The sequence below is a fragment of the Vibrio splendidus genome, from assembly GCF_002873455.1.
Lineage (GTDB): Bacteria > Pseudomonadota > Gammaproteobacteria > Enterobacterales > Vibrionaceae > Vibrio > Vibrio splendidus_J.
Map to the genome: position 1 here is coordinate 37357 of NZ_MCUN01000012.1, position 12547 is coordinate 49903.

At 43.9% G+C, this 12547-nt stretch carries 11 protein-coding genes and 1 pseudogene; 4 read left to right on the top strand and 8 right to left on the bottom strand.

The genetic code is table 11. The annotated features are described in order from the left end of the window. Nucleotides 1-4: 4 nt before the first annotated feature. The 4 genes and pseudogenes from clpX to BCU75_RS24835 form a co-directional block, all read right to left on the bottom strand. A complete protein-coding gene (gene clpX, locus BCU75_RS11720; protein WP_076678055.1) occupies nt 5-1285 on the bottom strand; it encodes an ATP-dependent protease ATP-binding subunit ClpX in 1281 nt (426 codons plus the stop codon). An 81-nt stretch (nt 1286-1366) separates the two neighbouring features. Continuing rightward, nucleotides 1367-1993 carry an ATP-dependent Clp endopeptidase proteolytic subunit ClpP gene (gene clpP / locus BCU75_RS11725; RefSeq protein ID WP_004736080.1) on the bottom strand — a complete coding sequence of 209 codons (627 nt, stop codon included), beginning with the start codon at nt 1991-1993 and terminating at the stop codon, nt 1367-1369. Nucleotides 1994-2098: 105 nt separating this feature from the next. Further along, entirely contained in the window at nt 2099-3397 is a 1299-nt protein-coding gene (tig, locus tag BCU75_RS11730) for a trigger factor (protein ID WP_004736079.1), read from the bottom strand. A gap of 335 nt (nt 3398-3732) precedes the next feature. Further along, nucleotides 3733-3915, bottom strand: a pseudogene (locus BCU75_RS24835) (hypothetical protein); the annotation flags it as partial. Nucleotides 3916-4078: 163 nt separating this feature from the next. On the opposite strand from BCU75_RS24835, the gene BCU75_RS11735 reads away from it, so the two are divergent. The 3 genes from BCU75_RS11735 to BCU75_RS24425 all read left to right on the top strand — a co-directional run bounded on the left by BCU75_RS11735 (nt 4079) and on the right by BCU75_RS24425 (nt 7549). Then, complete coding sequence (locus BCU75_RS11735) at nt 4079-5887, top strand: sensor histidine kinase (protein ID WP_102473967.1); 1809 nt, start codon at nt 4079-4081, stop codon at nt 5885-5887. A gap of 60 nt (nt 5888-5947) precedes the next feature. Further along, a complete protein-coding gene (locus BCU75_RS11740) occupies nt 5948-7297 on the top strand; it encodes a sigma-54-dependent transcriptional regulator (RefSeq protein ID WP_102473968.1) in 1350 nt (449 codons plus the stop codon). Between the two features lie 78 nt (nt 7298-7375). Continuing rightward, nucleotides 7376-7549, top strand: coding sequence for a hypothetical protein (locus BCU75_RS24425; RefSeq protein WP_198593418.1), 174 nt, complete (start codon nt 7376-7378; stop codon nt 7547-7549). 32 nt (nt 7550-7581) lie between these two features. Here the strand turns inward: BCU75_RS24425 and BCU75_RS11745 are convergent, their stop codons facing one another. The 3 genes from BCU75_RS11745 to BCU75_RS11755 form a co-directional block, all read right to left on the bottom strand. Then, nucleotides 7582-8943, bottom strand: a complete 1362-nt coding sequence (locus tag BCU75_RS11745) for a TRAP transporter large permease (RefSeq protein WP_102473969.1) — start codon at nt 8941-8943, stop codon at nt 7582-7584. A 2-nt stretch (nt 8944-8945) separates the two neighbouring features. Beyond that, nucleotides 8946-9701 (bottom strand): TRAP transporter small permease, encoded by a 756-nt coding sequence (locus BCU75_RS11750; RefSeq protein WP_198593419.1) that lies wholly within the window; start codon nt 9699-9701, stop codon nt 8946-8948. Between the two features lie 65 nt (nt 9702-9766). Further along, complete coding sequence (locus tag BCU75_RS11755) at nt 9767-10762, bottom strand: TRAP transporter substrate-binding protein (protein ID WP_102473970.1); 996 nt, start codon at nt 10760-10762, stop codon at nt 9767-9769. Between the two features lie 356 nt (nt 10763-11118). Between BCU75_RS11755 and BCU75_RS11760 the strand changes: the two genes are divergently transcribed. Further along, complete coding sequence (locus tag BCU75_RS11760) at nt 11119-11526, top strand: thioesterase family protein (RefSeq protein ID WP_009847292.1); 408 nt, start codon at nt 11119-11121, stop codon at nt 11524-11526. 20 nt (nt 11527-11546) lie between these two features. Here BCU75_RS11760 and BCU75_RS11765 read toward each other — a convergent pair whose 3' ends face one another. Further along, nucleotides 11547-12374, bottom strand: coding sequence for a 4'-phosphopantetheinyl transferase family protein (locus BCU75_RS11765; protein WP_102473971.1), 828 nt, complete (start codon nt 12372-12374; stop codon nt 11547-11549). Nucleotides 12375-12547 lie beyond the last annotated feature (173 nt).

Consider the following 12547-nt stretch of genomic DNA (forward strand, 5'->3'; position numbering starts at 1 on the left):
AGACCTACTCTGCAACCGCGGCTTGGTTATCTGAGTTGCTGTAAATCAATAGTGGTTCTGACTCACCATTAATTACCGACTCATCAATCACAACCTTGCTTACATCTGTCGAAGATGGCAGTTCGTACATAGTTTCTAGTAGAACACCCTCCAAGATAGAACGCAGACCACGAGCACCCGTTTTACGTTCCATCGCTTTCTTAGCAATCGCACGTAGAGCGTCTTCGCGGAATTCTAATTCAGTCTCTTCGATTTCAAATAATGCTGCGTACTGCTTAGTAAGCGCATTCTTCGGTTCACAAAGAATTTGAACTAGAGCTTCTTCGTCAAGTTCTGTCAATGTCGTTGTCACGGGTAGACGACCAATGAATTCCGGAATTAGACCGTACTTCACGAGATCTTCAGGTTCAACTTGAGTGAACAGTTCACCCACAGTTTTTGCTTCATCTTTTGAACGCACTTCTGCGCCAAAACCAATGCTCGAACCTTTTTCTACACGTTGCTCAATCACTTTATCTAGGCCAGAGAACGCTCCGCCACAAATAAATAGGATCTTAGACGTGTCCACTTGCAAGAACTCTTGCTGTGGATGCTTACGACCACCTTGAGGTGGAACTGAAGCAACTGTACCTTCAACAAGTTTTAGTAGAGCTTGCTGTACACCTTCACCAGACACGTCACGCGTGATTGATGGGTTTTCAGCTTTACGAGAAATCTTGTCGATTTCATCGATGTAAACAATGCCACGTTCTGCTTTCGCTACGTCGTAATCACATTTCTGAAGCAATTTCTGGATGATGTTTTCAACATCTTCGCCCACATAACCAGCTTCGGTTAGTGTTGTTGCGTCTGCCATTGTGAAAGGAACGTCTAGGAAACGAGCCAATGTTTCAGCCAGTAGTGTTTTACCACTACCAGTAGGACCGATAAGAAGAATGTTACTCTTACCTAGCTCTACGCCTTCAGCTGTCGTATCACCATTACGTAAACGCTTATAGTGGTTATATACTGCAACTGCTAGCACTTTCTTCGCGTATTCTTGACCGATTACATAGTCGTCAAGATGCTCACGAATCTCACGCGGCGTTGGCAGCGATTCCGATTCTTTCTTAGGAAGAACATCTTTAATTTCTTCACGAATAATGTCGTTACAAAGATCGACACATTCATCACAAATGTAAACAGAAGGACCTGCGATTAACTTGCGAACTTCGTGTTGGCTTTTGCCACAGAAAGAGCAGTAAAGCAGTTTACCGCTACCACCCTCTTTGCTTTTGTCTGTCATTCGCTAACCTCTTAGCCTTTACTCTCTATGCTTGAGTGTATATCAATTTGAATCACTTTGCGTTAAACAATTGCCGTGCAATTATTGACCGCGGTGATTAAGAACTGAATCTACCAAGCCGTATTCTACTGCTTGATCAGCAGACATAAAATTATCACGATCTGTATCACGCTCAACAACTTCTAAAGGCTGACCAGTGTGCTCGGCCAATAGTTTGTTTAGCTTTTGTTTGATCGTTAGGATCTCTTGCGCGTGAATTTGAATATCAGACGCTTGGCCTTGGAAGCCGCCAAGTGGCTGGTGAATCATTACACGTGAGTTTGGAAGCACGTGACGCTTACCAGGAGTACCACCCGCTAGTAAGAATGCACCCATAGAGCAAGCTTGACCCATACAGACAGTGCTCACGTTTGGCTTAATGAACTGCATTGTGTCGTAGATAGACATGCCCGCTGTTACGCTACCGCCAGGTGAGTTGATGTAAAGATAGATATCTTTGTCTGGGTTTTCTGATTCCAAGAAAAGCAGTTGAGCCACGACAAGATTTGCCATGTGGTCTTCCACTTGACCTGTTAAGAAAATGATACGTTCTTTTAATAGACGAGAATAAATATCGTAAGAACGTTCACCACGGGAAGTCTGTTCAACCACCATAGGAACTAGTGCGTCCATAATCGATGGCATTGTATTTTTTTCTTGGTAGCTCATATTCTTATGTCCCTAAAATAAATGGCCCGAATGATTAAATCATACGGACCATTGTTAGCAGAATTGTTGACCGTACGTCAACCTTCTACGTCAGATATTACTATATTAAGCAGGTTGCTGATTCATTAGCTCGTTGAAGCTAACTTCTTTATCAGAAACTTGAGCTTTAGCGATGATTGCATCAATAGCTTGCTCTTCTAGAGCAACATTGCGCATGTTGTTCATCATTTGCTCGTTTTGCTCGTAGTAAGCAATAACTTCTGTTGGATCTTCGTATGCTGTAGCCATCTCTTCGATGATAGCTTTCACTTTCTCGTCGTCAGCTTTTAGCTCTTCAGTCTTGATTACTTCACCAAGAAGAAGACCTACAACTACGCGACGTTTAGCTTGCTCTTCGAACAGCTCACGTGGAAGTTGGTCAGCAGCTTCAGTGTTGCCACCGAAACGTTGAGCAGCTTGTTGACGTAGAACACCGATCTCTTGATCGATTAGAGCAGAAGGTACGTCGATGTTGTTTTCGTTAACTAGACCGTCGATTGCTTGCTCTTTGATGCGGTTCTTAACAGCTTGCTTAAGCTCACGCTCCATGTTCTTACGAACTTCAGCTTTAAGGCCTTCAACGCCTTCAGCTGCGCCGAACTTAGAAACGAATTCTTCGTTTAGTTCTGGAAGCTCACGAGCTTCAACTTTGTTCAGCTTGATAGAGAACTTAGCAGCTTTACCTTTTAGGTTTTCAGCGTGGTAATCTTCTGGGAAGTTTACTTCGATTTCGAATTCCATACCTGCTGTTTTACCAACGATACCGTCTTCAAAACCAGGGATCATGCGACCAGCACCCATCTCTAGTGGGAAGTTCTCAGCTTTACCGCCTTCGAACTCTTCACCGTCGATAGAACCAACGAAGTCGATAGTTGCACGAGAACCAGCGTCAGCAGCAGCTTCAACTTCAGTCCAAGTTGCTTGTTGCTTACGTAGAGTTTCGATCATCTCTTCAACGTCAGCTTCTTTAACTTCTACTGCTGGTTTCTCAACAGTGATGTTTTCTAGACCTTTCAGCTCAACTTCTGGGTAAACTTCAAAAGTTGCGTTGAATACTAGGTCAGCGCCTTCGTTGTTTTCAACTGGTGCGAAAGTAGGTGCGCCAGCTGGGTTGATTTTCTCTTTAACGATCGCTTCGATGAAGTGACGTTGCATTACTTCGCCCATCACGTCTTGACGTACTGCTTTGCCGTACATTTTAGCAACCATCTTCATAGGCACTTTGCCTTTACGGAAACCATCGAAACGACGGTTTTTCGCGATGTTGCGTAGTTCAGCTGTAACTGCATCTTCGATGTTAGCAGCAGGAACAGTAATATTAAGACGGCGCTCTAGGCCTTCTAGCGTTTCAACAGTAACTTGCATTATATAAACCTCAAAACTGGCTCAGTAATCTGAGCATATGAGCCGTAACTTAGCTTTAATTCAAAAGCCGACGTTGTTGGCTGCATTCTTGTGTAGTGCTCTATCCGAACACCTAATTTAAAATCGAGCATTGATGTCTGAATTGATTATTCAACCAAACACCAGACTAATCAGCGATATCTTCGTTCTTCACATGCTTATTAAACGTTCTCACGCAGTTATAAAACGTTCTCACGTACTTACAAAAAGCAGTAAAGCTTGTTTTCGAAAACAAGAAAGGTATCTCCGATTAGCCTCAGGACAGAAATTTTAGATGCGACATTCTAGCGATCTGTTTAATCTCTGTCGAGCCGTTCACCTCTGCATGATGATGAATGCTCTAAATTCGTCCAACTAAATGATATAAAAACGATCAAATCATCACTTAGCACAACAGAAATGGGGACAATAGCGACTTTTTCAAGGGAATCGAGGGCTTTTTTTGCTAAAAACCTTAAAAAGAGATCTTGCTCTTGTTTTACCCCTCAGAGTCGATAACTTTTTCAACAATCCCGGTTACAAACCCTTAACCTAGCCCCATCTGTCGACTTTCTCCTTTCAGCAAAAACTACCGCTATTTGCTACCATAAATGAGAGAAGACAGGCTTGATTGATTACCAAAGAAATGAGCGGAGAGCCTTCATGTTTCAAGCTTTGCGAATCCCAATACTATTAATGGCCACTTACAGTCTACTTATGGTCTTTGGCGGTCATTGGGTATGGAATACAAGTCATGAAAGTTTGTTAAATGATCATCAATCTAAGCTAGACCGCTTTTCGGTTCATATTTCAAGTCAATTGGACAAGTTCGCGCACATTCCCGAGCTGCTTTCAAAGGACAAAGAGCTGGTCGATGCTCTTAATTCTCCAAGTAATTCTGCGCAAATCGAACTCACTAACCGCTATCTAGAACACGTAAACTCAGTAATTCAAGCGTCTGACACTTATCTATTAGACAGCATTGGCACCACCATCGCAGCCAGTAACTGGAATCAACCGCGTTCTTTTATTCGTCGAAATTTTGCTTTCCGTCCCTACTATCAAGAAGCCATTCAGGGCAATGAAAATCAATATTTTGCGCTAGGTTCAACGTCTGGGAAGCGAGGCTATTATTATTCTTACCCCGTCTCTTATGCGGCCGAGATTATTGGCGTCATTGTCGTAAAGATGGATTTATCGCTGATTGAAGCAAGTTGGAAAGGAAAACAGAGTTTTTTCGTTGCTGACGATAAAGACCAAATCGTATTCATGTCGAGTAATCCAGAGTGGCTGTTCAAAAGCCTTCAGCCGCTGAGCCAGGCACAACAAGCTAGAATTCAAGAAAGCAGGCAGTATCTCGATACAAAAATAGAAAGCCTCCACTTCTCTGGTAATTTCGAGAGTGCAACCAGTAATATTGAGTCACCACACAAACTCGTCCAAGAGCAGTTCTTTAGCTCTTCACGCTTTTTAGCTGAACCGAAACTCACAATCAGAGTATTTTCTCCAACCCACTTAGTTTGGTGGGACTTGGTGGCTTACCTTGTAGTTCTCAGCCTTATCTTTGCGATTATTTATCTAACGATGCAGCTCAATCACCATCGACAACAAAGGCGTGCCCAAATTGACAGGCTGCAATCTGAAGCCAAGCAAAAGCTAGAATTTCAAGTGCTTGAGCGCACATCAGAGCTGCATGTCGAGATTAAACATCGTATCGAAACCGAGCATGTACTGAGGCAGACACAAGACGAACTCATCCAAGCCGCCAAACTGGCGGTGTTAGGGCAAATGTCAGCAAGCATCAGCCATGAGTTGAATAACCCTCTCGCTGCAATTCGCAGTTATGCCGACAACGGCCGACTGTTTCTTGCCAAAGAAAAGACCGATCGTGTCGATGACAACCTATCGCGAATCTCGGCGCTCACTGATCGCATGGCGAATATCAGCCACCAGCTTCGCTCTTTTGCAAAAAAATCCACCGCAGAAGAATTACATACGTTGCAAATACTTCCCGTATTGCACTCGTCAAAAGAACTGATGAAACCACAACTCAAGAGTGAACGAGTTAAGGTCAACGAACTCCCTAAAACCTTTGATGCTTGTGTGCTCGCCAACGCCATTCAATTGGAACAGGTGATCATTAATTTACTGACCAACGCAATTCAGGCGATGGAACAACAAGACGACAAACAATTAGCTATTCTGTTAGAGGTTAGGGAATCCGACCATCAACAAGCCAACACCTTGCTGATTCATGTCGATGATAATGGCCCCGGCTTCACTTCCCCTTCAAGCGGAGATTTTTTTGAACCCTTCCACACCACCAAGAAAAATGGACTTGGACTTGGATTATCGATTTCTCAACAAATAATCAGCGGAATCAACGGCAAGCTCGTTACCGGAAATAGCCCACAAGGCGGTGCTCGATTTAGTATCGAGTTACCCATCGTTCCACCAAAAGAATCAGATTAGTCGCTAAGCAAACCAGTACATGTTCACCAATAATAAAAATAAAAGATTAAAGGAATCACTATGTGTCACGTCTATTTCATTGATGATGAATCCGATTTAAGAATGGCGATTGAGCAAAGCTTTGAGCTTGCTGATGTTGATGCCGAATTCTTTCCCGACGCGGAGTCTGCTCTGCTCGCGATTCAAGAGAACGGCTTACCCCATGTAATCATCACTGATATCTGTTTACCGGGTCTTTCCGGGCATGATCTGCTCAACACCGTGATGCACAAAGACAAAGAGATCCCAGTAATCATGATTACTGGTCACGGCGATATTTCGATGGCCGTTCAAGCAATCCAAGACGGCGCCTACGACTTCATTGAAAAGCCGTTCGCCAATGAACGTCTAATCGAAACAACTAAGCGAGCGATAGAAAAACGCCAACTTACCCTTGAGAACCTTGAATTAAAGCGCTCGCTCAAGGCCAGTAAAACGCTTGGACCAAGAATCATTGGTGACACGCAATCAATGACCGAGCTGCGCTCCATCATCACCCACGTTGCCGACACTAACGCCGATATTTTGTTATTTGGAGAAACAGGTACCGGCAAAGAGCTAGTCGCACGTTCTCTGCATGAACAAAGCAGCCGCCGAGAGCAAAACTTTGTTGCGGTCAACTGTGGCGCCGTTCCTGAAAACCTGATTGAAAGTGAACTCTATGGCCATGAAAAAGGTGCATTCACTGGAGCAGAAAGTAAGCGTGTTGGTAAGTTCGAGTTTGCGCAAGGCGGCACACTGTTTTTAGATGAAATAGAATCCATGCCGATGCAGGCACAAATTCGCCTGTTACGTGTCTTGCAAGAACGCGTCATTGAAAGAGTAGGCTCGAACGGATTAGTACCGCTGGATATTCGCGTGATTGCCGCAACTAAAGTCGACCTAAAAAAGGCTTCTGAGGAAGGGACTTTCCGCCAAGACCTCTATTACAGACTCAATGTTGTCACTCTAGATTTACCACCATTAAGAGGTCGCCAAGAAGATATCCCAGCACTCTTCCACCACTTCTTACTGGTCGCAGCGGCTCGTTATGGCAAAACCGCTCCCGCGATTCCACAACAAGAGCTGCACGAACTTTTAACCCACAATTGGCCCGGAAACGTACGAGAATTACGTAATACAGCCGAGCGTTTCGTGCTTTTAGGCAAGCTGTCTCATTTATCAGACAACACCGCCGGATCAACTCAGCATTTATCTCTAACGGAACTCGTCTCTGACTTTGAGAAAAACACGTTAAAGCAAGCGCTTATTGAGTGTAATGGCAGCATAAAAGAGACCATGGAAAGGCTTCAACTTCCGCGTAAAACTCTCTATGACAAGATGCAAAAACATCAACTTGCGAAAGAGTCATACCGACAGAGCGAAAACTAAATTAGATATGCGAGCAAGATCACCTATACTTAAATTGCTAACAGGATGTTATGCAATAAAGCTAATAAGGAAGTAGTTATGGGTGAGAAAACAAAAGTTCCATCAATTACTGATACGTTGGAGATAGATGGTGTTTATTATATCGATCAACATGTCGACCTAAACACTCCTGAATTAGAAGCAAAAAGAGCCCTCTATCAACAGAGCGACTCTCATTTTAACTTCGGCAGGAATATTGATGAGGAGGTTTGATACCTCCTCACTTTTTAAAATGACACAACTTCCTATTTAGTAATGATCTCTGGCCCCATCAACGTGGTCGGTAACCATGTTGATACCCAAGGTACGTAAGTTACGATAATCAAGAACAAGAACATCACGCCAACCCACGGCAGTGCAGCTTTTACCACGTTCATCATCGACATCTTCGCAACCCCGGCGGTTACAAACAAATTGAGCCCAACAGGCGGCGTTATCATCCCTATTTCCATGTTCACAACCATCATGATACCTAGGTGAATTGGGTCGATGCCCAGTGCAATTGCGATTGGGAAGACCAACGGCGCAACGATGATCAGCAAGCCTGATGGCTCCATGAACTGCCCACCAATCAAGAGTAGAACGTTCACCACAATCAAGAAGGTGATCGGACCTAAGCCCGCAGAAAGCATAGACTCAGTGATCATCTGAGGAATGCGTTCCTCTGTCAGTACATGCTTAAGAATCAGAGCATTGGCAATGATAAACAGCAGCATGATCGTCAGCTTACCTGCATCATAGAGCGTGTCTTTCGTGTCTTTATGAACAAAGGTTTGGAACACTTTAACCAAAGCTGGCTTGGTGTTTTTCTTATCTGCGAATGGCCCCATATCTTTATAGATAAAGTTGGCAATAAAGAACGCGTACACCGCTGCAACAGCCGCCGCTTCCGTCGGTGTAAAGATACCGCCGTAGATACCACCCAAAATGATGACAATCAGTAGCAGACCCCAACTTGCATCTTTTGCTGCTGCGAACATCTCACCCCAGCCCACAAACGGCTGCGCAGGAATCTTCTTAATACGTGCTGCAATATAGATAGCAATCATCAACATCACACCCGCCAATAGGCCAGGAATAACCCCACCAAGGAACATACGACCTACAGATACATCCGTCGCCGCAGCGTAAACAACCATCACAATTGACGGTGGAATCAAGATACCCAAAGTACCCGCATTACAGATAACCCCTGCCGCGAATTCTTTTGTGTAGCCGTTTTTGATCATACCAGCGATAACAATACTACCGATTGCCACTACCGTTGCTGGAGACGATCCAGATAACGCTGCGAACATCATACATGCCACAACCGACGCCATCGCTAAACCACCGCGGAACCAGCCCACCATTGCGATAGCAAAACGGATAATACGTTTCGCCACACCGCCTGTGGACATAAAGCTAGAGGCCAAGATAAAGAAAGGGATCGCTAAAAGTGTGTAGTGGCCTGCAAATGCATTAAACAGCGTTTGTGCAACCGAAGCTAGTGACGCATCAGAGTGCATCAACAAGAATATGACGCTCGACAAACCAAGGGAAATCGCAATTGGCACACCGACCAACATGAAAGCAATTACCATTAAAAATAGAAATAACATTGCCATGATTAGTCTTCCTTACCGTTAGATTTTGTACCCGACTCATTCGCCTTGTTTTGCTCAGTCGAATCCAATACCGCAGTCGCGTCTTCATCAGAACCCGCTAAAACATCAGCTTTCAATGCATCCAGTTCTTCTTCAGCTTCATGGCCTGCAATCATGCGGTCAAGTTTGCCCGTCGCCACTTGATAAGCGATTTGGATGAATCGGAACGTCAGCATTGCCATACCAATCGGCAGTGCCATATAAGGAATAAAACGTGGCAGTTTCTCGTATCGCTCGCCTTCATTCAGCCAGTCGGCAAGAAACTGAAGCATCTCTGGCATTGGAATATCATCGGTCTCGTACCAAGCGCGCTCAGTCGCGAACGGGTACCAGTAATTCCAAGAACCGATAAGAAGTAAGATTGAAAAGGCTAAGCAGCTTGTAACGGCGATTAACGCATACACTTTACGTAGCTTTTCTGGGGCAAGGTTAATGATCACATCAACGCCAATGTGGAAGTGTTTTTTAACGCCATAAGATGCACCCACTAACACCATCCAAGCGAACATGAACACAGTCAGTTCTAGTGCCCACAATATATTGCCGTTGAATGCGTATCTGAATACCACATTGGCAAAAGTAAGTAGCGTCATTGCGCCAAGGAAAAATGCGATTAATGACTCTTCAATCACATCCGTAACTCTTCCGACTTTGGAAAAAAAAGAAGTTTCCAGTGCTGATTCGCTAGAATTTGGTTGTTCCATTTGAGGATTGTCCATAATTGACTCCGCTTATAGTTATTTTAATAAGGAGTGGCGAAATGCACGCCACTCCCTTAGCGGTGTTATTGGTTTGAAGCTAACGCTGCATCGATAAGGTCTGAACCGATGTCTTTTTCAAACTTCTTCCATACTGGTTGAAGCGCATTTACCCATGCTTCACGCTGTTCTGGCGTAAGTGTACGAACCTCACCACCGGCTTCGATGATGTTGTTTTTGTTCGCTAGGTTAACTTTTGAAGATTCTGCATTACGTGTTTCAGAAACTTCTTGAACGATAGTACCAAGCTGTTTACGTACATCTTCAGGTAGGTCTTTCCAGAAGTCGTTTGACGTTACAACTAGGTAATCCAAGATACCGTGATTGGTTTCAGTTACGCCGTCTTGTACTTCAAAGAACTTCTTACCGTAGATGTTTGACCATGTGTTCTCTTGGCCATCGATAACTTTAGTTTGTAGGCCACCGTACACTTCTTTGAAAGACATCTTCTGTGGGTTAGCGCCTAGTTGTTCAAATTGAGCCACCAATACATCTGATGCTTGAACACGGAATTTCAAACCTTTTGCATCTTCAGGGCTGATAAGAGGTTTGTTCGCCGACATCTGTTTCATGCCATTGTGCCAAAACGCGAGACCTTGCAGGCCACGACGCTTCATCGCGTTCTTCAGCTTTTCGCCAGACTCTGAGTTTTGGAAACGGTCAACAGCTTCTACGTCTTCAAATAGGAAAGGAAGGTCAAAAATGCGGTATTTCTTAGTGAATTTCTCAAATTTAGACAGCGATGGTGCCGCCATTTGAACATCACCATTTAACAGGGCTTCCAGTACTTTATTATCATCGTAGAGTGTTGAGTTTGGGAAAACTTGCATACAAGCTTTGCCATTCATTTCCGTGTTTACTCGCTCTTCCAGTAAAGAAGCGGCAATGCCTTTCGGGTGCTTGTCGGTATTGGTTACATGACTGAATTTAATCACGATTTCACCTGGGTCACAGTTTGCAGCAGCATTAAAGCTTGTGAGCGCCAGAGCAGAGACAGACAGCAGGGTAAGAGGCTTAAACATTATTATTCTCCTTAGTAAACAAAGCAGCCCTTCAATGGGAACTGCGTGCTTTCACTAAGGCAATTAGCGCGCCACATTAATACAAACCATTAACAACCCTTTAACCATAAGGCTTCATGATATTTGCCTGTAGTAGTCACCAACTCGCTGCAAAAATTAATGGGTGGGAAATGACACATAGAATATTTGTAAATGGGTGGGAGTTGACCAACGCATCACTAATGAATACGGCTGAATGAGGTCTGACCAAGAGCCACATTGCCGATGATGCCTTGAAGTAATTTCAACCTATCCTGTAGAGTGCTGCACAACTTAGCCAGATTTACCACCCCACTACTTAACAAGAGTTGATACCAATGAGTCAGATCTACCATCACCCAGTACAAATTTACTATGAAGATACCGATCACTCAGGTGTGGTTTATCACCCTAACTTTCTAAAGTACTTTGAGCGTGCACGCGAACATGTATTGGGTAGCGATAAACTGGCAACATTGTGGAATGAACATGGATTAGGTTTTGCGGTATACAAAGCCAACATGACTTTTCAAGATGGGGTTGAGTTCGCTGAGATCTGCGACATCCGAACCTCTTTTGAACTTGATGGCAAATACAAAACGCTATGGCGACAGGAAGTGTGGCGTAAAGATGCAACCAAACCCGCGGTGATTGGTGATATCGAAATGGTTTGCCTAGACAAAGACAAGCAACTACAGCCCGTGCCTGCTGAAGTCTTAAAAGCGATGCTTGGCGAAACGAGCTAACTTCGTCTCACCAAACTAGCTTAAAAGAGATGAGACGATGAAAAGGTTCTCATCTCTATCTGCATGGGTAGCAAATTTCCGCCAAGTGTAACCGCAAAGCGATACTGTTCATCCAGCCGCCCTAAGCAACACTGCCAATCTGTAGAACTATCGGTTTGCTCAGTAACATCCAACCCAACTCCACTGTATATGCTGATTTCACCATGCAATCTAATTTCATCCTGTAAGTTTGGTTGAAAATCCGAAAAGTGAATTGGCAATGTTTGCTCCGTCAGATTGGAGAAATCGAACGAAAAGCTTCGCAACGATGTCGCTAGCCCCTTGCCCGTCGCTTTGATATACGATTCCTTCAGCGCCCACAGATCGAAAAAGCGCTCTCTCTGTTCTTCTTTATTGAGCTCAAGTAAATCCGTCAATTCCGTATCTGAAAAGTAGTGCTTCATGATCGAGTCGATATTGGTCGAGCTTCTGGCATGTTCGATATCGACGCCTAATTGAAATGACTTCCCTTCTCTCTGGCAAACTGCGATTAACAAATGTTCTTTGCTATGACTGATATTGAAATTCAGGCCAGTTTCTATTTGTTGTTTCTCAATTAATCTTGGCTTCCCTTTCTCACCATATTCAAAGCGCCACGCTTCAGGCATCAAATCAGAATAGCTAGACAGCACCTTTCTCAGATAATTTCGTACATACAAAGCTTGAATCTGAGATGAGGGCATTCGATAACGCTCAACTTTGGCAATCTCATCGGTTGTCAGTCTCTTTTTGAGCTGAGATACATTGTCTGGCTGGTCATTCAAGTTACTCAGAGAGCATAGCCACAAATCAACAACGGGAGTTTTCATTTAACGCGAACTCACTTCTATAAATCACTCTTCAAAACACGATTGGAACAACCAAATCGAACAAATTTAACTCACCTATGAATTAAGTGGAACCTAGAGAATACGGGAGGGAAACCCCCTTCATATGAGGACTTAAAACTAATTTTTCAAATAATAACAAATTAAAACACAGA